The following is a 21,875-nucleotide window of genomic DNA, read 5'->3' as shown; positions in this document are numbered from 1 at the left end:
TGCGCATCTTATACAGTATGCCTTCGAGCGTTTTTCTATGGTCGGGCTTATTATAAATTCGACCACTTAAGTACATTACTTTTGATAAGACATTCCATGTCCCGTCTGTTAACATTAATCTTGGCATGTAGGTTCGGTGTAAAGTTTTCTGGCGAATTCAATTATACCTTATCTTCATGCTGTTTGTTTTTCATACCACAAAGATCAACACGCCCTAGTTGTTCTAAATAAAAAATTTTTAACGACGTTATAGTGCAATTTAATTCGTTAAATTGATCAAAGATTTATGCAGTTTGGTATAAATCAAGCTATGACTCGTTAAGTGTGTACAAATTTGCTTAAACATACTTGCCATTAAGTAATTTAACTTGAGTAAATATGTGGCAGGCAAACGCTGCATACCCATGCAGCGTTTGCCTGCCATTTGTTTAGCCCTAATTAAAACTGATAGCTAACCCTTGCTGAAAAGTTACGCCCAGGTTGGGTGTATTGGCTAAAATCAGCACTTTGCGATTGACCTGCAATCAACTCAAAAGGTACATATTCTTTATCGAGCAAGTTAAGTACACCTACATTTAGCTGCCACGCTTGCCATTCGTAGTTTGCGTATAAATCAACAACGCCGTAGCCATGCCCTTGCGTAGTTTTATCATCGTTTGCATCAAGTACTACATCCGATTGCGATTTAGCTAAACGCAACGCAGCGGTCCAGTTAATATTACCCAGTTCTGTACTTAACAATATTGAGCCATTTAACGGGCTAATGCTGGTAAGTGGCTGATTGGTTTCTTTGTTTTCACCATCAACGTAAGCCACGTTTGCCTCTAGTAGTATATTTTCAGCTACATACATGGCAATTCCTGCTTCAACACCGCTTATTTGTGTTTCGCTAATATTTTGGTACTGATACAGCGTTTTGTTTACGCCAGGAATGTACGTTGGCTCAACACCCACTACGGCGGTTTCTATAAAGTCATCGTATGCTGCATAAAAAGCACTTAAATTTACGCTAATATCGCTGCTGGCGTATCTTAGCCCAAGCTCAAACGAATCACTGCTTTCAGGGTCTAAATCGGCGTTTGGTAATATTTGATAAAATGGCTCAACGCCGTGGCTTTGGTAGGCTTGGTCGTGTGGTGGTATTTTAAAGCCTCGTACGTATTGCCCGTACAACGACAAGTTATCATCCACTTGGTATATAGCACCTAGCTTAGGCGAAAAAGCAGATTCGGTAATATCACCAAGCTGCGCATCGGCGTATAGCTCATCATTTTTAGCCTCTAGGGTGTAGTAATCATATCGCACACCCGCAATAACCGACCATGCGCTATTATTAAACGAAATACTGTCTTGTACATAAGCGCCAATTAAAGAGGTATCAGCCCCCGGGAATGCTTTTTGTTTTTGATCTGTAAAATCAACAGTGCCATCGGCTAAAATACGGGTTTTAAAACGTGGACGGGTGGTGTCGTATAAGTCTATATCAATCCCGTATACCACTTCATGATCGGCACTCTCTGCGTTAAACCCTTTATTAAATACCGCTTTTAAACCTAAAATATTTTGCTCAAAACGATAGTCGTTATAATCGGTGTAGGTGCTTGCGCCACTAATTTGATCGCTTTGTTGCTCGTAACTACTATAAGACACTTGCCCGTACCATTTATCAAACGCAGCGGTTGCTACTTCTGAATGGTAATCGAGCGCCAGTGACCAACTCGTGTCATCTTCTTCGGTTTCTTGAACAGCGGGGGTTATTACTTGCTCAGTTGTTTGATTAAAGTAATCAAGGGTGTATTTAAGTGTACGTTTTTCATCAAGCTGTTGCTCAAATTTAACTAATAAAGCGTCTGATTTCGCATCATAACCGGGTAAGTTTTCGTCATAGTTTTGTACTTCTTCGCTGTCGCGGTGGCTATACACGGCGCTTACTGCAAAGTCGCCTAAGTCTTTTGCCGCAGTAATATCGGCGGCAACTTGATTACTTTGACCTTGATACCCAAGCGCCATTTTTACAAAGCTGCTGTTATTTTTTAAATAATCACTAGGATCTTTAGTGGTTATAACCACAATGCCACCAAGTGCATCAGAGCCATATAATGACGATGCAGCACCTTTGGCTACTTCTACTTGTTTTACACCTGCTACGTCAAAATAATTACGGCCAACTAAATAGCCCCCTCCACCTGCATAACCATCGTTGGTGCGTCGGCCATCTTTTATAAATACAACCCGGTTACCACCAACACCACGTACTGTAAGTGTTTGCGCGCCTGCGCCACTGCCTGTGGTTGCAATGCTTGGGTCGTACTTAAACATGGTTTGTAAATCTACAGCTAGCTGACGCTCTATGTCTTGCTCGGTAATAACAGTGACTGAGCCTGTTACATCTTTAAGCTTTTGCTCAAAGCGCGAGCCACTTACAACAATATGATCGTCAATTATGTTTTCGGCAATGGCAGTGCCCGAGCCGAGTAGTAAGGTTGCTATAGCAGTAAATCTAAACGCAGAGGGATTCATTTTAACTCCAAATGATAATAGTTATTATTTATGGCGGAGATGTTACAACTAAGTCAAAATAAGATCAATTAATTATAATAATCATTTTCATTTAGATTTATCTGGTTATAATAGCCAAAAAATAAAACCGGAGTGTGTAATGAAATACCTATTTATATTGTTTGCTTTAATGGCCCAATCTGCACTTGCACAAGAGCGCGTTATTAGCGCTGGCGGCACCCTTACTGAAATAATTTATGCGCTAGGCAAACAAAATACCCTTGTAGCTGTTGATCAATCGAGCATGTACCCGCACCAAGCCACGCAATTACCGCAAGTGGGCTATTATCGCGATTTAGCTGCAGAAGGCGTACTTTCAATGCGTCCAACCACCTTGTTAGCGCTTGAAGGCGCAGGGCGAAGCCAAGCACTTAAGCAAATTGAGGCAACAGGGGTTAAGCTAATTCATTATAAAAAGCCGACCTCAGTTAACGAGCTACTTGAGCTAATAAAACGCTTAGGTGACGATTTAAACGCTAAGCAAAAAGCACAAACACTTATTACGCACATTACAAAATCATTACCTGAAAAAGCAAAAGCGCAAACACACAGCGCGCTATTTTTACTCTCAGCTAATGAGCGCGGGCTTGTTGCCGCCGGGCAAGAAACCGTCCCTAATTTATTATTTAGCTATGCAGGCATTACCAATATAGGCGCTACGCATTCAGGCTTTAAAGCACTTAATACTGAAGTACTGGCTGTAAATCAGCCCGACTTTTTAGTAGCCCCAGCCCATGTTGTACGCAGCCTTGGCGGTAAGCAGGCTTTTTGTGAGCAACCTACACTACGCTTATTAAAAGCGGCGCAAACCTGTAACTTACTTGTAATGGATAGCCTACTTTCGCTTGGCATGTCGCCACGTATTGCCACAGCAATTAATGAGCTTAACGAATATAAAACCCACTTATGAACACCCTAACATTGAGCCGTTTTAAGCCTGTAACACTTAGCCAAACCCATAAATGGATGCTATTAGCCTCTGTGTGTATTTTTGCTTTGGCGCTACTTAGCATAGGGTACGGGCCAGCAGGGTGGGATTGGCGTTTAGCCATTGCTTGGCTTGCGCCCGAGCGCTTTAATCAGTTTGATGCGCTGCAAATAAATGTCGTAATGCAAATACGTTTGCCACGCTTTGTCCTTGCAGTGCTTGTAGGGTTGGTGCTTGCCCAAACAGGGGCGTCAACGCAAGCGCTGTGCCGCAACCCATTGGCCGACCCATCTATTATAGGCATTAGTGCGGGTGCGGCTATGGTTGCTGTGGCGTTTATAGCACTTAGCGCGCAGTTTAATTTTAACGCGCAGTTGTATTTACCTTATGCGTCGTTTTTAGGGGCGCTTGGTGTTACCTCGCTGGTATATTTTATTGCCAAGCAGCAAGGGCAAATTAATATCACCACACTTATATTGGTGGGGGTTGCTATTAACGCATTAGCATTTGCGGTTATTGGGCTACTGAGTTTTTTTGCCGATGACAGTGCATTACGATTAATAAATTACTGGACCATGGGCTCATTAGGCGGAGCAAGCTGGAGCACGATTATTCAAGCTGCGCCGTTACTGTTTATCAGCCTAATTGGCCTGTGGCGGTTAAAAAAGCCCATGAACTTACTCCTTATTGGCGAGTCACAAGCTCAGTACCTAGGGGTAGACACCAACAAGCTCAAACTATATGTAATTATACTTGTTGCACTAGGAGTAGGGGCGGTTGTGGCACTTACCGGCTTAATAGGGTTTGTTGGTTTAGTAGTCCCGCATATTGCCCGCTTAATGGTGGGGCCGCATTTACGTAATATGCTGCCGCTTTGTATGCTAATTGGCGTAGTGGTATTGCTACTTTCTGACTGGTTAGCACGTATTGTTATAATCCCTGCTGAGCTACCTATTGGCATTATTACTGCGCTTTTAGGTGCGCCATTGTTTATTTATTTAATCGTTAAAAATAAACGAGGTTGGTCATGATCGCATTTAACAACCTAAGTGTTGGCTTTGGTAACCATAACGTTTTAAACACCATTAATGGCAGTGCTAAACAAGGCCAACTTGTTGCACTACTTGGTGAAAATGGCGCGGGTAAGTCTACTTTACTGCATACCTTAGCAGGTATGCATTCCTTTACAGGCAGTGTACTTTTTAATGCTAAGCCGCTGGCTGCTCATGCTAAAAAGCGCCTTGCCACACAGCGCGCAGTGATGATGCAAGCTAACCACGTAGGGTTTGATTTTACTGTATTTGAGCTTATTGCAATGGGCCGTTACCCGTATGTAGAGTCATTAAAAATGCAAAGCGAAAAAGTACATAAATACGCCGCTATTATGGATTTAAACCAGTATTTAAATCGCCGCGTAAGTGCGCTTTCGGGCGGGGAGCAACAACGCGTACATATGGCGCGTACTTTAGCGCAGCTAAACGCTTTTACACAATCGGCCGAGCCAAAACTAATGCTGCTCGACGAGCCTACATCAGCACTTGATATGCGCCATCAACATGCTTTGCTCAGCTGCGTTAAAGCGTTTGTAGAGCAGGGTAACAGCGCCATTATTGCAATACACGATCTAAATTTGGCCAGCCTTTATGCAACCGATGCTATTTTACTGCACAACAAAAAAGTGCTGCAAAGTGGGCCTATAAACACCGTATTAACTGAACAAAACTTACAACAAATTTACGCCATGAAACTGCACGTAAACCCTCATCCTTATAACGATGCACCCATGGTTTTTTCTCAACGTCAGGAGTTTTTATGAGAGAGCAAGCGTTAAACGATGCACGCACCTTGGTTTACAAAACCAATGCCGGTGTCATGTCGACCATTTCTAATAATTTACGCGGTTACCCGTTTGGCTCAGTAACCCCCTATATGTGCGACGAACAAGGCCGTGTTTACTTTTTTATTAGCGATATAGCCCAGCACACTAAAAATCTAAAGCACGACTCTCGTATGAGCCTAACTGTGTTTGATGCCGCCGACTACGGCGATCAAAATGAGCACGGCCGCGTAACACTTGTAGGCGATGGCTCTGTTGTGTCAAGTGAGCAAGCACACACTTTACTTGATAATTATATTGCCCTATACCCCGAAGCCGCTAGCTATCGCAACGCGCACGACTTTCAGTTATGGCAATTAGACGTAGTGCGTGTGCGTTACATTGGCGGCTTTGGCAAAATATTTTGGCTTGAACAAAACGAATGGCAAGGCGAGGCTAAAAACTGGGACGAAGGCCAGCAGCAAAGCATGATTAACCACATGAATGAAGATCATCAAGATGCTATGTCGCTCATATTAATGCAGCACTACAGCGTAGCTGATAACACCCCAATAATGAGCGGCCTATTACCCACAGGCTTTTATATACAAAGCCAAAAGCGTAATTACTTTATTAACTTTAAAACCCTGTGCAACAGCCCGTTAGAGGTACGTAAAGCGCTGGTTGAGCTAACCAATCAAGCACGCAACAACCTAGCTAACACAGAGGAAACCGTATGAAAAAGTTAATAAGCCTTGCACTACTATTTAGTGCCAATGCTGCATATGCAGACGAATGCACACTAAATATAGATGCAAACGATATGATGCAGTTTTCAACTAAAACACTAAGCGCTCCTAAAAGCTGTAAAAAAGTAACCGTAAAGCTTAATCATGTAGGTAAATTACCTGCCAATGTAATGGGTCATAACTGGGTGCTATCTACTGAGCAAAACATGCAAGGTATTATCACCGATGGCAACGCAGCAGGGCTTAGCAACCAGTACTTAAAGCCTGACGATAGCCGCGTACTTGCCGCTACCGACATTATTGGCGGTGGTAAATCAGCGCAAGTGACTTTTGATACCAGCGGCTTAACCGCCAAAACAGATTACACTTATTTTTGCTCTTTCCCTGGCCACTACGCCATGATGAAAGGCACATTTACACTTAAATAAATAGCAAAGGGTGTATTAATCAAACACAGTGCCAACCTATTATTGGCACTGTGTTTTTTTGCCTCGTTTAGCTAACGCTTTAAAAGCCGCTTGTTGATGCGCTTTTTGAACATAACGAGGTGGCAAAGGGTTAGCCTGCAATTGGTACCCATCTTGATTTGCTTGCACACTTGTTACCGGCGATATCCAAACAACATTTAACTCTGGCGCTAAACGCTTAATAACACGCGCTATACCTTCGCCATTTTTTACATGAAAATCGCCCGCTATATGCATTACCTGCGCATCTTTATGTGCATTTAAATAGTTAACAATAGACTCCCCCATGGTTTCATCCCACGTAACTTGCGCTGCATAATAGTTTTCGTTTTGACTTGGCGTACCATGGTGCATTGATGCCATAAAGCGTTGTTTATAATCACTGGGGGAGGTATCAATGGTGGCTGCAATGTAGCGGCGCTGTTTATCATCAAGTTTATTTAAATAACTTATGCCTTGCCTGCCAATACAGGTAACAATATTTTTAGGCGCATTTGCAGCTATTACATCGCTATTGTTCGTTTTAACCAGCTCTACCAGCGCACGGTAGTCACTTTTGTAGTTAGGCCACGCTTGGGTGTTGTCAATTAAGTATTGCTCACCAATTTCACCTTTAACATACTGGTTTAAAGTAAGCTGATCGGCGCGGCTAAATTGTTCAAGCGACAGGGCAGTGCGTTTATTACTTTTGCTTAATTGCTCAAATAACTCAGCCTGAAATAAATGCACACCCGGGTGCGTATGCCATTCACCTACTAAAATCACATCGGCATTTAATAGCGTGGGCTCTAATAATACAGAGCTAATAGCCTTTGCTTGTGCATTATAAAGCGCAGTGTAATAAAGCGTTGAGCTTTTATCAGGCGGCACAGTTGTTGTGCTGCAACCACTCAAACCCGTAACTAACGCCAGAGTTAACATAGACTTTTTCATACTCATCTTTCAAAACCCGTTAATACAAATAATTATCAATATCATATATTTATAATGCGCTTTAAGCCAGCCAAAAACAGTACAAAATAAATAAGCAATGAAGATTAAATAGCGGGTTGTAGAGTGCAATTGATAGGCAGTTATGAGCGTTCTATCGTCATTCAGGGGGCGTTAGCTTAGTTAGAATAAGAGGATACTTTCCTCATTTTTACAAGTTTATATGAGTTACAGAAAGCATAATATTTATAACTGGCAATCACTTACACTATTTGCTATTAATGTAAGCTCACAAAATAAGGACGTTTTCACGCTAAAATAGGGAAAGTGTCCTCTGATAGAGCTGTTATGTAACACGGAGAGTTTAGTGAAAATTATACCTATAGCATTCATGGGCGCACTATTAGCCTTCCCATCATCTGCAAATGAAAATAGTTCTATTGGATATAAAACAGTCGACTTAGCTCTTCAAGCATTGAAAAATAAAGATGGTACAAATTTAAGCCTCCAAGGAGGCTGGACTATTATCGAAGATAAAGAAGAGTCTAACTTGGTTTTATGGTCGTTTACTCCCGAGACTCACACAGCTCACCCAGCAGCGATAAAACGTAAAGTCCTTGAGAAAAACCAAGCAATTTACATTCAAATGTCAGCACTCTGCCAAGCTAAAAAGGCAGATTGTGACAAGTTAATGAAAGAGTTTGAGCAGCTAAATAAGAACATCATGAAAGGTTCTGGATAAGTGTTACATAACAAGTTGCTCAAGTTCGTTCGTAAACTCACTGGGACAATTAACAGTTGGCTTGGCGCTTCGCGCAAGTTTAGCCAACTGCTAATTGCCCCTTAGCAAAGCGTTAAATTGCAAAAGGAGTTCGGGTGATATTCTCCCCAAAAGGATTAGCCCAACACCTCTTCGTAAACCCCCATTACACTTTGATTAAATAAACCACTAAGTACTTGCATCGTACTGATGAAAATTAATAAAACTTGTATGCATCAAGCGCTAAAATATCCATTTCTATATCCTCATGTATTTTTTTTGCTTTACCGTCACTACTTCCAAGCGCTGCAAAAAGAGGTAAAAAGTGCTCCTGGGTAGGGTGATTAAATAAAGCATAGGGTGCTTCATTTAAATAGTTAAGTAACGCTTGGGTGTTTTGCGCTATTAATTTTTGCTCAACCCAATGAGTAAACTCATTAACCATTTGAACACGATTAGGTGTAGCAGGGCTTTTAAAAATTTCACGTAGATTGTGACTAATACCGCCGGAGCCAATAATTAATACGTTATCGCTGCGCAGTGGTGCAAGTAGCTGTCCGTATTTATACATCGCCTGAGCGCCTAAACGCGTGTTAATAGACACCTGAACAATGGGAATATTAGCTGTTGGGTACATTAAGCGCAGCGGGATCCACACACCATGATCCCACCCTTGATCTGCACTTTTCACCGTTTTAATACCCGCTTTGTAAAAGTACTCACTAATAGTATTAGCAAGCTTAGGGTCTCCTGGTGCTGGGTATTGAATTTCATACAGGGGCTTGGGGAAGTTATAAAAGTCGTGAATAATATGCGGCGCATCTCCGGATGTAATAACTATATCGTGCGCTTCATCAAAGTGGGCAGAAAACACCACAATAGCACGAGGCTTACTAAGCGTTTGACCTAATGATGCAAAAAAATCTGACGTAGCCGATTGCTGAACAGCCATCATTGGCGAGCCGTGAGATATAAATAAAGTAGGCTGAGTCATACTAAAACCTTAAACAAATAGACGTGTTATAAACACTATATAAGTTTCTAATTTGACGATAAATATGATACTTATTTATACATTATCAACAAAGCATTGTTAAAAAATGGATAAGCTCACCACCATGAAGACCTTTTTAGCCGTTGTGCAAGAAGGATCGTTTTCAAAAGCGGCCGATAAACTCGATATTTCGCCGCAGTTAGTCAGCAAATATATTTCTGCGCTGGAAGATAATCTACGCACGCGTTTATTACACCGTACAACGCGAAAAGTAAGTGTTACAGAAGCTGGAAATCAATATTATCAGCGTTGTCAGCAGGTGATTATTGATATTGAAGACATGGAAAACTCACTCAATAACTTAAGCGAAAATGTATCGGGTGTGCTTAGTATTAGTGCGCCTATGTCGTTTGGTACTAAGCATTTAGCAGGTTTGTTGGTTGATTTTCAAAAGCAGTATCCAAATTTAAAGTTAGATTTACGGCTCACCGACCAATATGTAGATATAGTAGAGCAGGGTATTGATATTGCTCTGCGCATTGGCGTATTAAAAAACTCAACGTTGATAGCTAAAAAAATTGCCCCTATACGTTTAGCTGTATTTGCGTCACCCGACTATTTAGAACGCCATGGCACGCCACAAACGCTTTTAGATTTACAGTCACATAATTATTTACGCTATTCCCACAGCGAACCCACAAAGCGATTATTTGGGGTTAATGAGTTAAAAAGCGAGCTAAAGCTTGAAAGTAACTTTGTGGCTAACAATGGTGACTTACTACTAAATACAGCCATTGCTGGAGGTGGTATTGCTATGCAGCCCACATTTATTGCTGGCGAAGCACTGGCTCAAGGTAAAGTAGTGCGCATTTTAAATGACTACGAACCCGATCCAATGGGACTGTATATGGTATACGCTAACAGACAGTTTTTACCGAGCAAAGTGCGTTCTTTTGTTGATTTTGCAAGTGACTTTTATGGCGATACACCTTACTGGGATTTAGCGTAATAAAAAGTAAACCGCCTAACAGGCATTATATAAAAAGCTAAATTTTTAAAAAATTCCGTAGTAAATTTCTTAGTACTTTAAACACCTCTTGATTACTGTGTTGCTGATGCTGTAATACATCAACATTAGCCAACCAACCCATTTCTTCAAACTCAATAGGAAGTTTAACCAGCTCACCACTTTGTACTGCATCTACAGCTACATGGTTTGGTAATAAGCACCACCCGTTACCTTGTATTGCTAGCTCGAGTAATACAAAGTAATTATCGGCATACCAAATCTCTGGGCTAATTTTTAGCTGAAAGCTACTTGTTTGCGTATTGCGCGAACGAAGAAGAAGTTGTCGATGTAGCCGAAGGCCATCCATATTTTCACATCTGATTCCCGCTAAAGGGTGCGACTTAGCAACATATAAATCAAATTTTACCGATCCAATACATTCATAGTCTAAGTAACTCGGTATATTTAATTCACTAAAAATAATACCCGTTATAGGCTTTTCGCTGTTTAGCATGTCAATTATGTCATGGCTCGATGCACTTAAAAACTCAAGCGATACGTAAGGATACTTACTTTGCAGCTTGCTAATAATACTCGCGATAGTTTTAAACGGGATCCCTTCGTCAAGTGCGATAGTGATTTCGGTTGGTGTTTTTTCGTTTAGTGCTAATGCAGAGTTTGTTAATCGCTGGTGTTGATTAAGCACGGCCCTAGCCTGGGGTAGTAACTGTTTACCGGCTTCGGTTAATTGTGGATAGCGCCCTGTGCGCTCAAATAATGTCGCATTACAGTCTATTTCTAAATTAATAATATGCTGGCTTATTACCGACTGCGCTTTACTTAAACCGCGCGCAGCAGCTGAAAACGATCCAGCTTCAACGGTAGCCACAAATGCTTGAAGCTGTTCAATACTAAACATATCGCTTTTCCCGATACTAAGTAACTAACACATATCTTTATAATGAATGAAAATACAGCCATCGTCATCAACTTAAAAAGTTATTTATATATGAACACAGAAGAACGTATTTTTCAGGCACTAATATTTGAGATGATAGCATTATCTTTTGTTGTACCTGCATCATCTTATTTTGGTGGGTTTGCAACAGGAAAAATGGCAATAGTAGGTATTGGTTTATCAATCTTCGCCATGCTTTGGAATTACATTTACAACATAGTGTTTGATAAAATAGTTGGGCATAACCGAATCGAGCGAGGTTTAGTAACCCGCATTACGCATGCATGTGGCTTTGAGCTGGGTATGGTGGTTATAACGCTGCCAATACTTGCTTGGTATTTAAATATTACATGGCTAGCCGCTACAGCATTAGAAGCTGGCTTTTTAGTTTTTATACTTATATACACGTATATTTTTAATGTGTTGTACGATAAGTACCAACCTTACAAAAAATGGGTTAATAAATCGCAATGTGCTTGATATTTTTAAGTTTATAAAAGCAAAGTTGTGGGGTATTGAGATCGTTTTGGCAAAAGCGCAATGGCAATAAATAACGGTAAACGTGGTTTTTAATTAAACCAATTAGCACTGCTCAATTGACTAAGTAGTGCTAATTTACTATTTGTACAATTTACCGGCTAACTGTAATGGGGGTTTGCAGTAACTTTTTACTTTATATATTTAGCTCTTTCGATATGTTCCACACGCTCTCACCACCTGGATGAAGCGCTGCATGATACTGATATGCGTAATATGTAATAGGCACGTAATATGTAATAGGCACGTAATAATGCTTTTGACTACCTAATAACTAAGTTTAAAAACTTCGTTTTTAAACGCCAGCAAGCTGCGCTTATACAAATGCCCAACAATCAATGTACTTACTACTAAGCGTTGCTTGAAAATCAACCTCATTAGCTATAACGAGGTGTGCCAAGCAAATGGCACACCTATTTTGTTATGTGGGTATGGGGGCGTTTTCTGCAATAAGCTGTTTAGATTTCAATTCACTCCAAAATTCTCTTGGTATGGTAACTTTCATTGAGGCTACATTAGCTTTAATTTGCTCTGCCGTGCGTGCGCCAGGAATAATTGAGGATACCGTTGAAGGCGCCTCTGCGAATTGCAGTGCAGCTGTTTTAATATCAATCCCATGTTTAGATGCAATGTCGTTTATTGCATTAAACTTTTGCTGCATAGGCCCAGGAATTTTAGGTGAATAATTAAAGCGGTTACGACCGGCTAAAAAACCACCATTAAGCGGAGCACCAATGACTGCTGAAACACCTCGTTTATCAAGCATAGGAAAGGTTTTATCAAGTGCCTGCTTATGATCTAAAATTGAATATTGCAGCGCTAGTAAGCAAATATCGGGGTCTGACATATCAAGCGCTTTATAAATAGCATGAGGTGTATTTACTCCAAAACCCCAGCCTTTAATTATTCCTTCATCACGCATTTTAGTTAACTCAGGAATAGCCCCTTTTGCAGCCTGATCAAAATACTTAAGCCAATCATCTCCCATATCACTATTTTGCGGTGATAAATCGTGAATATAAACAATATCAAGCGAGGCGACACCAATACGATGCAACGTGTCTTCTATTGAACGGCGCGTACCTGATGCAGAGTAATCATATTTATAATGAAAAGGTGAGTGATCAGCCCAATGCCAACTATTTTCTAGAGGCTCTGCTGAAGGGGTAAGAAGGCGACCTACTTTTGAGGATAAAACATAATCTTCACGCTTTTTGTTTCGAAGTAAATCACCGAAGCGCCTTTCACTTAGACTCAAGCCGTAAAAAGGTGACGTATCAAAATGACGAATACCAGAATCCCATGCTGCATTTAGCATTGTTAAAATTTCTGCATCGCTTGATATAGTATTAAAGCCATTCCCAGCGGCAAGACCGCCTAAGCCCATTATGGATTCAGGCCGATAATGCTTAGCGTTAGTAACATCGTTTGTGGGCAGAGCAGCGCTTTTATCTATTGATCCTTTAGTTTGCATAACACTGCCGTTAGACATTTTTACTTTTAATTGTTCAGCCAAAGCTGAAGCACTAAAAATAGAGCCTAAACTTAAAGCAGCGCCTGCTTTAATAAAATTTCTGCGAGATACCATGTAACTATTCTCCTTGAGTAAGGTTAAATATCTACGCTATAAACTAGTATAAATACCAACCAAACTCAAGCGAGAGGAAAGCAATAAATATCAATACTTTCAATAAGATGGTTAAACTAACAAACGCTGAACGCGCACTTTAATTAACATTTCAGAATGATTATTTTCTTTACTCGTACAGTACTTTAATATGCACAAAATAGTGCACTTTAATAGCTTGATAAAAAAGCAAACTTCCAAATTGGTGCACGCCTTAATACTCATTTACACAACATAAAAATGGTTACATTTATTCAAGTGTAAAAATTAGTAAACAAAACCGGAATACATAAAAAGAGTGAATACCAAAGCTTAATTAATCTCACTAGCAAAGCGATTGCGGTAACGCTTAGTTAATTTAACCGAGCGTAGCTGGTCGCTAATTAAAGTAAATATTGGTGAAGCGTTTGTTCTTACAGGTTTGCCTTGGCCTAAACGGCGTATTTGCCTTTTTACCAGTGCCATAGTGGCAAGCCCTGCAAGGGTTTTATCTTGCCAAGTAACACTGGGTAATACGGCTAGTTGCAGTGGCTCATTTTGCCATTTGTTTGGTAAATTTGGTTGGTATGCAAGCGCAGTGGCAATACCCACGAGGGCCACTCCACTTTCAATCACGTTGTTGGCAATAGATAAGCGACTAATGCCGCCGGTGGTCATTATTGGGATTGATGAGCGCTGGCTAATCGCTTTTGCGAACTCTAAAAAGTATGCTTCGCGGGCAAGTGTGCGTTCGTCACCTGTTTTACCTTGCATTGCAGGGGCTTCGTAGCTACCACCCGAAAGCTCTACAAAATCAACATTGAGTTCATTCAATAAATCCACTACAACTTGCGCGTCACTGGGTTCAAACCCACCTCGCTGAAAATCAGCAGAGTTTAACTTTACCGAAACCGAAAGGGTGGGGGAACAAACCGCTTTAATACTGCGGGTTATTTCGAGAAGTAAACGGGCTCTATTTTGTAAACTTCCCCCCCATTTATCGTTGCGCTTATTGGTAAGTGGCGATAAAAACTGGGCAAGTAAATAGCCATGCGCTGCATGTATTTGTACGCCATTAAAACCGGCTTTTTCGGCTTGTAGTGCAGTTTGTGTAAAGCGGGTAATAACATCGTCAATGTCGGTTTGCGTCATTGCCTTTGGTACGCCAAATAAGTGCGAGTGCTTACCCATATTAAGTGCAACACTTGACGCTGATATAGCCTTTCCACCCATTTTTTTAAATACTTGCCTACCAGGGTAATTGATTTGCATCACCACTTTGCAATTATTTTGCTTTGATAAACGAGCAAGCTCTGCAAAGGCAGTAATATCGGTACTTTGCTCAAGCACAAGGCCACCAGGGCCTGTCATCGCTAAATGATCAACCATTACATTGCCAGTAATAATTAGCCCTGTACCGCCTTTAGCCCATGCGCTATAAACGTTTTTAAGTGCTTGGGAGGGCGTTTGGTCCTCTTGTGCTAGGTTTTCTTCCATAGCGGCTTTGGCAATACGATTTTTTAATACTAAACCACTTGGCAAGGTAAAGGAGGTAAACACAGGGTTGCGCATAATTATTGGCTAATTAAATTGACATTAAAACAACTATAACCTTAAAGTTAGCTTGAAGGTCAACCTACTAAGTTTATGTAAAGTGGAGTTATTATTAGTTATGAAAATAGGCGAACTTGCAAAACTTACCAACATACCTGCCAGCACTATTCGTTTTTACGAAAGCAAAGGGTTATTAACACCAACCACTCGCAGTGCTAATGGTTATAGGCTGTACACCCAACAAAACTTGGAAAAACTGCAATTAATTAAATTTTCACAAAGCTTGGGTTTTTCACTCAACGAAATACCTTTATTACGTAACGAAAACGGCGAGCTAAACCACACAATAATAATCGAGCGTTTAGAAAAAAACAAAAAGAAGCTGACATTTTGATTGAGCAAATGCAGAAAAAGTCACAGCGTATTGGCAGTTTAACTGCGTTACTAAACTCTTATTGGGATAAAGGCGAATGCCTACCAGAAAGTAAATTAAATGAATTACTAGAAGTAATTGATTACAAATAAACTAATGCAGCTTATTCAGGGCCTGTTTATCTTTTGAGGTTAAATTTGCAGCAGACTGTTTGGTATTTAGGCAAGGCAGAGTCTATGTAGTGTGGTTATTCCCCATAAACAGACGATAACGTAGTATAAATGCCAAACATGCGCTGCCCTAAGGGTTCTGCCTAGGGGCAATTTACTCTTTGTTGCTCGGTTTTTACTTATTATTACATGGATGTAAGCCATTAGAATAACGCAGGAGCAGTTATCGAGCCCACTAAATTACAGACCTTGCGCCGCGATTAAATAGCCCCTAGATTGAACGAATTTCATCCTGAAAGGTCAACAAGCCCCAGTAAGCTGTATTTTATTTATGTTACTTAAGCTTCTTAATGCCAATTAACACACAGATAGCACCGCCAATAATACCCGCCCATGCTTCTATTGGTGTATCACCACTAAATGCACGGCTTAACTGCGAAGCCGCCGCATCATAAACGTCATATCCCCACATAATTAAAGCGATACCTATAACGATTAAAACAATACCTATAATCTTATTATTCATAAACACCTCTGGTTTCTAACGTACATTATTTAACATACTTAATTGAAAACACTCAATAAATCTAATCAAGCTCTAGCTGCGCACGTTCAACGCTCTCACTAGGTAACTCTTTTTGTACCGATACACCAAGCTCTTTAAACTCTGATGCTTGTTTAATTAAATTACCTTTACCGCGGTATAATTGCGAGAACGCTTTGTCGTAACTTTCTTTCGCTTTATCAAGCTGCTTACCTACGCCTTCCATACTTAATAAAAAACCATTGAGCTTGTTATAAAAACGCTCAGCCCGATTTGCCAGCTCTTTTGAGTATTTGGTTTGCTCTTCAAAACGCCAAAGCTGTTTAACAATATTTAAACTAGTAAGCAGGGTAGTAGGTGTAGCTACCAGTATATTTTTTTCGATTGCTTGTTGGTAAATATCACTTTGATATTTAAGTGCTTCTACAAAAGCTGATTCTATTGGTACAAACATAACGACAACTTCAGGCGAATTAAGCCCTGGTAAACGGTCGTACGATTTACTCGCAAGCTCATTAATACGTGCTGTAACGGCGTTTACATGCTCTTTAATTGCTTGATTAGCATCTAGCTCATTTTCAGCGTTCACATAGCGTGTATAAGCATTTAATGATGTTTTAGCATCAATGACTAAGTGGCGGCCTTGTGGTAAGTAAACAACTACATCAGGGCGTAAGCGGCCATCTTCAGTGTTAAACGACACTTCGCGCTTATAATCAACGCCAGCACGTAAGCCAGCGCTATCTAAGACGTTTTCGAGCATGAGTTCGCCCCAATTACCTTGGGTTTTCTTTTGCCCTTGTAACGCGTTGCTGAGCTTGTCAGCTTGATCTGTTATAGCTTGGCTTTTAGCTTGCAAATGCAATAGCTCGGTTTTAAGCGCGGTTCGTTGTTTTATGTCTTCAACATGTATTGATTCCATTTTTTCTCTAAAGCCTTTTAGCTCTCCTTGAACCGGTTTTAATAATTGTTCAATGTTTTCTTGATTTAAGGTTTTAAAGCTTTGTGATTTTTCTTCTAGAATCTTATTGGCTAGGTTTTCAAATTCTTTTTTGAGCATATTTTTACTTTGCTCAATTTGCGCGAGTTGCTCGGTAAAGCTTTGTTGTTTTTGCTCGAGGGTGGTGCGCATATTATTATATTCAACATCGCGTTGATTATATTGCTCACGAAGCGCTGCAAGCTCGCCTTCGGCTTTACGCCAAAAGTGATTGTATTGAATGCTTTGTTTTTCTTGTTCGCTAAAACGCGTTTTAAAATGCTGGGCTTCATCGCGCTGTTCTTGGTGAGTATGTTCTAGCAGTTCGTGATCTTCTTGCAAGGCACTATATTGCAGCTCTTTATTATCAAATTGATTTTGTAATAGGGAAAGCTGTTGCTGCTGTTCGCTTATTTGTAGATGTAGCTTTTTGCGAAGCTGTGTTGATACAACGCCGTAAAATACAACGCCTAACGCAACACCAGCACCGGCGCTTAGCCAATCAATATTAGTGAGTACTTGAGTGAGCATAAAATAAACTTATAAAATTTAGAGACATGCCATCATAACCAATAACACGCAATAGAAGTAGGGGAGCAAAGAAATTACAGACATAAAAAAACCAGCTCAGAATAAGCTGGTCAAATATTACTAAATTAAGTAATCAAAGGGAAAATCAACATGTGCCCGAGTAAGCTGCAACTTAAATACATAATCACCAAAATAACTAATATTACTGGGTGAGGCTATATAACAACAGGCATTAGAGTAGACCGGAAAACAAAATAATTAATTCAAATTAATTCAAATTAATTTACGAAAGATCATTTATTTTTATTCGGGTTGATTTAAACAAATCAAATTATGCGCATAAAAAAAGCCAGTTCAAAATGAACTGGCTTAATCATTACTAAAATTAGTAATCAAATAGGGGGAAATCAACATAAAACCTGTATTAACTGCAATTAATCAACAAGCATAATAGTAGACGCCGCTCTTTGAATTAAGTTCATAAAAAGATCAAAACTTTTAAAATAAAAAAATTGAATGCTAAATTTTGGACATAAAAAAAGCCAACTCAAAATGGGCTGGCTCAATCATTACTAAAATTAGTAACTAAATGGGGGGAATCAACATGAAAACTTGTATTAACTGCAATTAATCAACAAGCATAATAATAGACGCCACTTTTTTGAATTAAGTTCATAAAAAAATAAAAACTTTTAAAATAAGTACTGCACACTAAATTTTGGACATAAAAAAAGCCAACTCAAAATGGGCTGGCTCAATCATTACTAAAATTAGTAACTAAATGGGGGGAATCAACATGAAAACTTGTATTAACTGCAATTAATCAACAAGCATAATAGTAGACGCCACTTTTTAAATTAAGTTCATAAAAATATCAAAACTTTTTAGAGTAATTTAACTTTTAATTAGCGATAACATTTGTTGCTCATCAAATTTAGTAAAGCTCATTGATTTATCAGTAAATAACGCATCTACAAGAGCTTGTTTGTCTTGTTGCATTTTAAATACTTTTTGCTCTATTGAATTATTCATTATGAGCTTATAAACAAATACCGGGTTAGTTTGGCCAATACGGTAAGCTCTATCAGTCGCTTGCTTTTCTACGGCAGGGTTCCACCATGGATCAAAGTGAATAACGGTATCGGCTTGTGTTAGGTTAAGGCCTGTACCGCCGGCTTTTAAGCTAATTAAAAACACAGATGTTTTACCACTGGTAAACTCGTCGATTACTTTATCTCGGTGACGCGTTTGGCCTGTAAGCATACTAAAGTTAATATTTGTTTCTTCGAGGCGTTGGGCTATTAAATCGAGTGCCGATGTAAACTGACTAAATATAATAATTTTACGACCGAGACTTAACATAAGCGGTAAGTGTGTTGTTAACCATTCAAGCTTAGCAGAGCCAGCCTGAGTATCTGGATCTATTAATTTAGGGTGACAGCAAATTTGCCTAAGTTTTAATAACGCCTCTAAAAATGCAAGCTTACTTTTTTGTGCACCTTGCTCAGCAAATAAGTCTATTAGCTTTTCTTCTAATGAACGTGTAATGCCCTGATACATTTCTTTTTGCTTAGGCTCAAACTCAAATTCTTTAGTTAGCTCTGTTTTTTCGGGAAGCTCTTGCGCTACTTGTGCTTTAGTGCGGCGCATTATAAAGGGCATAATTAACGCTTTTAACTGCTCAGCTCTGTCCATATCAGCTTCACGCTCAATAGGCGTTTGAAAATGCTGCTTAAAGTGAGCTTGAGAACCAAGTAAAGATGGCATAGCAAAATCGAGTAACGATTTAAGCTCAAGTAAATTATTCTCGATTGGAGTACCACTTAAACAAAGTTTAAAGTCGGCATTTAAACGTTTCACTAATCGCGACACCTGTGCGGTATCGTTTTTAATGTATTGAGCTTCATCGAGAATTATATTTTCAAAATATAATGGCGAGTAATAAGCTATATCACGTTTTAACAATGGGTATGTAGTGAGTATGCATTGGGCTTGTGCTAAGTGTTGTAAAGGTTCGTTACGGTTTGATCCAAAAATAGTGGTAACTTTTAAACTTTTAGCAAACTTAGTAATTTCATTTTCCCAATTACTCACCAAGCTAGTTGGACATACAATTAGTGTAGGACCCGCTTGCGGACGATTAAACGTGCTCGCTAAAAACGCAATAACTTGCAGTGTTTTCCCAAGCCCCATGTCATCAGCTAAAATACCACCTAATTGATGACGCTTTAAAAAACTAAGCCAGTCAACACCTTGCTGTTGGTACTCACGAAGCGTTACCGAGTCATTCAAGCCATGTAAAGAAACCTTTGGCATTGCGGTATCGGTATTGTTTAGCTCTTGTAAGTATCGCTCAAGCGAGTCGTCATGCAACTCTACGTTTATGGCTGTGTGCTTTACAAGCTCAGGCAAGTACGAAAGCGGAATATTAAATTCGTCCCGTGTTTTTACAAACTCAAAACGCTCTTTAAATTCATCTAATAAGTTAATTGCAGACTTATTAATAACCCCAAACTCACGACCAAGCGGATAGTAGTAAAATAGTTCACTTTGGCGATTTAATGACTGATATAGCGGGTCAGTATTAGTAAACAACAGCGATGCTTTGGCATCACATAGCAATACTTTGCAATGCATTTGATGCCCTGCTGCGCGGTGTACATGTAAACTAACTTCACACTGCGGATTAGGACTCGTTACTTTACTTACACTTACTTGCCAACCGCGTTGCTTAAAGCCAGGGAATACTTCGTATATTAGCCAATGCAAATGGATTGAAGACTGCTTTGTAAATACCAGTTCACTTTGTAAACCCCCTTTACAAAATTCAAATCCTAAGTTAATTAGTTCGTTAGTTACAGTATTTTCAAATGCACTATTAATCGTACTTGCAGGTGCAGCACCTGCTAAATAGTTTTTATTTTTATACTTAAATAACAACGAAAGAGATAAACCTTGATCACCCATAGTTACTTTTAAAACAGCATTACTAGAGATTTTAGGCAATGTTGGCTGTAAATTAGTAGGGTGGGGTATTACACCTGCACCAAAGTTATCGGCAAGCTGCTTGTATATTCTATCAAAATTAGCGTCATGCAAAGCAGGCATAGTTTGTAAATGTGCTATTTCGTCTGCACTCAATGGTGTGCGAAGACGGCCCGCTTTTAAATGATCTAAATCGAGGTAAGTAGGTGGTGTTGTTTTTAATAAAGCCCAGTTTTGTGTTTGCTCAAGCTTAATAACTAATTGTGAGAGATCTTTATCTTGCTCCCAACTAAAACTTAATGCTTGGCCAGATTGCGCTTTAATTGGCACTCGAGAACGCTGGAAAAACAGGCGTTCTGTAGCTATCAACTGCTGTAAGGCACTAAAACCCCACTGGCCTTTTAGCTCAATACTCCCAACTGCATTTTGTGAGCGTATCCAACTAAATAATCTAAAATCACTTTCGAGTAAGTCACTCGGCGTTACAAAACTATTTAACTGCTGCTCGGTCAGGTTTCGACCTAGCGTGTAATTTTTTTTAGTCTCAACATTCGCTATTTTAGGTGTTAAGAATACTTTGTTATTTTCAATATCTAATACAAATAATAATACTTGCGATGGCGTGTTTTGATCACCACTTTTAAGTGCGCTTAATTCGCTAAACCAGTCATTAATAAAGTAATCTTCGCCATATTCACCAGAGTGCTCTATTTTGAGCTTAAATAAAATAGCAGCTAAGTGTCGGCATTTAGTTTTTGCATTACACGTACAATGCGTATCAACAGAATAACCAGTTGGTACTTTACTGATCTCAATACGTTGGTTAAACGATGATCCATTATCCACTTGTACAGTAGAGTCGACTACAGAAAAATTAGGGGTGTGTTCTAGCCAAGTGATTTGACCTTTCTTGTAATATTCTTTTCCTTTATCTAAAACATTTTCACGGAAAAGTTTTTTAATAAAGCGTTCAGACAGAGGAAACTGGGTAGCCTGCTCATTTTTAATTTCTTCAAAAATAGCCATTAAATCATTTTTTGATAAGTTAGCAGACATGTCACTCTAAGCATTAAATTTTAAAAATAATCCTGCCAGTATATGCCTTATGTGCTCTGAGCTAAAGCACTATTAACAAGATATAAACTGGTTGGAGCTGATAACTTAGTAAAAAATCGGTTTGTAAGTAAAAATAAGCATCCAATTTTACAAAATAATATTTAAAACAACTGCAATGGTAGAAGTTACATATAGTTAGAAATATAAAAGTAGGCATTACAGATCACGATTTTACTAACAATAATAATAAATGAAGGAATGTAGCTAAAAAGAGGAGATTAGTTAGTAAAAAAGTGATCTTGAAGAAGGAATATGATTATTTAAAGAGGAAATAGGCTAGTAAAGATCAGATTTTTACTAACAAAACAAT

At 39.4% G+C, this 21,875-nt stretch carries 17 protein-coding genes and 2 pseudogenes; 9 read left to right on the top strand and 10 right to left on the bottom strand.

Annotation, left to right across the window (positions count from 1 at the left end):
- Positions 1-127 (bottom strand): annotated as a pseudogene (locus QL998_RS12525) (IS5/IS1182 family transposase); the annotation flags it as partial.
- A gap of 311 nt (positions 128-438) precedes the next feature.
- On the bottom strand, positions 439-2,520 hold the full coding sequence (locus QL998_RS12520) for a TonB-dependent hemoglobin/transferrin/lactoferrin family receptor (protein WP_290192809.1): 2,082 nt from the start codon (positions 2,518-2,520) through the stop codon (positions 439-441).
- 139 nt (positions 2,521-2,659) lie between these two features.
- On the opposite strand from QL998_RS12520, the gene QL998_RS12515 reads away from it, so the two are divergent.
- The 5 genes from QL998_RS12515 to azu are packed head-to-tail and all read left to right on the top strand — an operon-like array spanning position 2,660 to position 6,480.
- Positions 2,660-3,469 carry an ABC transporter substrate-binding protein gene (locus tag QL998_RS12515; RefSeq protein ID WP_290192808.1) on the top strand — a complete coding sequence of 270 codons (810 nt, stop codon included), beginning with the start codon at positions 2,660-2,662 and terminating at the stop codon, positions 3,467-3,469.
- Positions 3,466-4,518: an iron ABC transporter permease gene (locus tag QL998_RS12510; RefSeq protein WP_182196424.1), complete on the top strand. Its 1,053-nt coding sequence runs from the start codon at positions 3,466-3,468 to the stop codon at positions 4,516-4,518. The genes QL998_RS12515 and QL998_RS12510 overlap by 4 nt, the downstream gene beginning before the upstream one ends.
- Positions 4,515-5,303 (top strand): heme ABC transporter ATP-binding protein, encoded by a 789-nt coding sequence (locus QL998_RS12505; RefSeq protein ID WP_182196427.1) that lies wholly within the window; start codon positions 4,515-4,517, stop codon positions 5,301-5,303. Before QL998_RS12510 ends, QL998_RS12505 begins: the two co-directional genes overlap by 4 nt.
- Positions 5,300-6,043, top strand: coding sequence for a DUF2470 domain-containing protein (locus QL998_RS12500; protein WP_290192807.1), 744 nt, complete (start codon positions 5,300-5,302; stop codon positions 6,041-6,043). Before QL998_RS12505 ends, QL998_RS12500 begins: the two co-directional genes overlap by 4 nt.
- Entirely contained in the window at positions 6,040-6,480 is a 441-nt protein-coding gene (gene azu, locus QL998_RS12495; RefSeq protein ID WP_165743970.1) for an azurin, read from the top strand. Before QL998_RS12500 ends, azu begins: the two co-directional genes overlap by 4 nt.
- 39 nt (positions 6,481-6,519) lie before the next feature.
- Here azu and QL998_RS12490 read toward each other — a convergent pair whose 3' ends face one another.
- Positions 6,520-7,452, bottom strand: coding sequence for a ChaN family lipoprotein (locus QL998_RS12490; protein ID WP_290192806.1), 933 nt, complete (start codon positions 7,450-7,452; stop codon positions 6,520-6,522).
- 364 nt (positions 7,453-7,816) lie between these two features.
- Here QL998_RS12490 and QL998_RS12485 point away from each other — a divergent pair, with 364 nt between their 5' ends.
- Complete coding sequence (locus QL998_RS12485; RefSeq protein ID WP_024605187.1) at positions 7,817-8,191, top strand: hypothetical protein; 375 nt, start codon at positions 7,817-7,819, stop codon at positions 8,189-8,191.
- A 235-nt stretch (positions 8,192-8,426) separates the two neighbouring features.
- Here QL998_RS12485 and QL998_RS12480 read toward each other — a convergent pair whose 3' ends face one another.
- Complete coding sequence (locus QL998_RS12480) at positions 8,427-9,203, bottom strand: class III extradiol ring-cleavage dioxygenase (protein WP_290192805.1); 777 nt, start codon at positions 9,201-9,203, stop codon at positions 8,427-8,429.
- 106 nt (positions 9,204-9,309) lie between these two features.
- Between QL998_RS12480 and QL998_RS12475 the strand changes: the two genes are divergently transcribed.
- Positions 9,310-10,212, top strand: coding sequence for a LysR family transcriptional regulator (locus QL998_RS12475; RefSeq protein ID WP_290192804.1), 903 nt, complete (start codon positions 9,310-9,312; stop codon positions 10,210-10,212).
- Between the two features lie 37 nt (positions 10,213-10,249).
- Here QL998_RS12475 and QL998_RS12470 read toward each other — a convergent pair whose 3' ends face one another.
- Positions 10,250-11,131 (bottom strand): LysR family transcriptional regulator, encoded by an 882-nt coding sequence (locus QL998_RS12470; RefSeq protein WP_290192803.1) that lies wholly within the window; start codon positions 11,129-11,131, stop codon positions 10,250-10,252.
- Between the two features lie 90 nt (positions 11,132-11,221).
- Here QL998_RS12470 and QL998_RS12465 point away from each other — a divergent pair, with 90 nt between their 5' ends.
- Positions 11,222-11,650, top strand: coding sequence for a PACE efflux transporter (locus QL998_RS12465; protein ID WP_290192802.1), 429 nt, complete (start codon positions 11,222-11,224; stop codon positions 11,648-11,650).
- A gap of 478 nt (positions 11,651-12,128) precedes the next feature.
- Here the strand turns inward: QL998_RS12465 and QL998_RS12460 are convergent, their stop codons facing one another.
- Positions 12,129-13,295: an aldo/keto reductase gene (locus QL998_RS12460; protein WP_290192801.1), complete on the bottom strand. Its 1,167-nt coding sequence runs from the start codon at positions 13,293-13,295 to the stop codon at positions 12,129-12,131.
- Positions 13,296-13,646: 351 nt separating this feature from the next.
- A complete protein-coding gene (locus tag QL998_RS12455) occupies positions 13,647-14,885 on the bottom strand; it encodes an NADH:flavin oxidoreductase/NADH oxidase family protein (protein WP_290192800.1) in 1,239 nt (412 codons plus the stop codon).
- A 100-nt stretch (positions 14,886-14,985) separates the two neighbouring features.
- On the opposite strand from QL998_RS12455, the pseudogene QL998_RS12450 reads away from it, so the two are divergent.
- Positions 14,986-15,392: pseudogene (locus tag QL998_RS12450) on the top strand (MerR family transcriptional regulator).
- Positions 15,393-15,744: 352 nt separating this feature from the next.
- On the opposite strand, the gene QL998_RS12445 reads toward QL998_RS12450, so the two are convergent.
- The 3 genes from QL998_RS12445 to QL998_RS12435 form a co-directional block, all read right to left on the bottom strand.
- On the bottom strand, positions 15,745-15,936 hold the full coding sequence (locus tag QL998_RS12445) for a DUF3185 family protein (protein WP_007583678.1): 192 nt from the start codon (positions 15,934-15,936) through the stop codon (positions 15,745-15,747).
- Positions 15,937-15,997: 61 nt separating this feature from the next.
- A complete protein-coding gene (gene rmuC / locus QL998_RS12440; RefSeq protein WP_290192799.1) occupies positions 15,998-17,464 on the bottom strand; it encodes a DNA recombination protein RmuC in 1,467 nt (488 codons plus the stop codon).
- 894 nt (positions 17,465-18,358) lie between these two features.
- Positions 18,359-21,505 carry a DEAD/DEAH box helicase gene (locus QL998_RS12435; protein ID WP_290192798.1) on the bottom strand — a complete coding sequence of 1,049 codons (3,147 nt, stop codon included), beginning with the start codon at positions 21,503-21,505 and terminating at the stop codon, positions 18,359-18,361.
- Positions 21,506-21,875: the final 370 nt, after the last annotated feature.

The sequence above is a fragment of the Pseudoalteromonas sp. APC 3691 genome, assembly GCF_030408135.1.
Classification (GTDB): Bacteria; Pseudomonadota; Gammaproteobacteria; order Enterobacterales; family Alteromonadaceae; genus Pseudoalteromonas.
The sequence above is the reverse complement of the archived record's forward strand: the minus strand, read 5'-3'. Positions and strand labels throughout refer to the sequence as shown.

Excerpts from the sequence above, each read along its gene's own strand:
- QL998_RS12520 (WP_290192809.1), bottom strand. The coding sequence starts at position 2,520 with ATGAATCCCTCTGCGTTTAGATTTACTGCTATAGCAACCTTACTACTC.
- QL998_RS12515 (WP_290192808.1), top strand. The coding sequence starts at position 2,660 with ATGAAATACCTATTTATATTGTTTGCTTTAATGGCCCAATCTGCACTT.
- QL998_RS12510 (WP_182196424.1), top strand. The coding sequence starts at position 3,466 with ATGAACACCCTAACATTGAGCCGTTTTAAGCCTGTAACACTTAGCCAA.
- QL998_RS12505 (WP_182196427.1), top strand. The coding sequence starts at position 4,515 with ATGATCGCATTTAACAACCTAAGTGTTGGCTTTGGTAACCATAACGTT.
- QL998_RS12500 (WP_290192807.1), top strand. The coding sequence starts at position 5,300 with ATGAGAGAGCAAGCGTTAAACGATGCACGCACCTTGGTTTACAAAACC.
- azu (WP_165743970.1), top strand. The coding sequence starts at position 6,040 with ATGAAAAAGTTAATAAGCCTTGCACTACTATTTAGTGCCAATGCTGCA.
- QL998_RS12490 (WP_290192806.1), bottom strand. The coding sequence starts at position 7,452 with ATGAAAAAGTCTATGTTAACTCTGGCGTTAGTTACGGGTTTGAGTGGT.
- QL998_RS12480 (WP_290192805.1), bottom strand. The coding sequence starts at position 9,203 with ATGACTCAGCCTACTTTATTTATATCTCACGGCTCGCCAATGATGGCT.
- QL998_RS12475 (WP_290192804.1), top strand. The coding sequence starts at position 9,310 with ATGGATAAGCTCACCACCATGAAGACCTTTTTAGCCGTTGTGCAAGAA.
- QL998_RS12470 (WP_290192803.1), bottom strand. The coding sequence starts at position 11,131 with ATGTTTAGTATTGAACAGCTTCAAGCATTTGTGGCTACCGTTGAAGCT.
- QL998_RS12465 (WP_290192802.1), top strand. The coding sequence starts at position 11,222 with ATGAACACAGAAGAACGTATTTTTCAGGCACTAATATTTGAGATGATA.
- QL998_RS12460 (WP_290192801.1), bottom strand. The coding sequence starts at position 13,295 with ATGGTATCTCGCAGAAATTTTATTAAAGCAGGCGCTGCTTTAAGTTTA.
- QL998_RS12455 (WP_290192800.1), bottom strand. The coding sequence starts at position 14,885 with ATGCGCAACCCTGTGTTTACCTCCTTTACCTTGCCAAGTGGTTTAGTA.
- QL998_RS12445 (WP_007583678.1), bottom strand. The coding sequence starts at position 15,936 with ATGAATAATAAGATTATAGGTATTGTTTTAATCGTTATAGGTATCGCT.
- rmuC (WP_290192799.1), bottom strand. The coding sequence starts at position 17,464 with ATGCTCACTCAAGTACTCACTAATATTGATTGGCTAAGCGCCGGTGCT.
- QL998_RS12435 (WP_290192798.1), bottom strand. The coding sequence starts at position 21,505 with ATGTCTGCTAACTTATCAAAAAATGATTTAATGGCTATTTTTGAAGAA.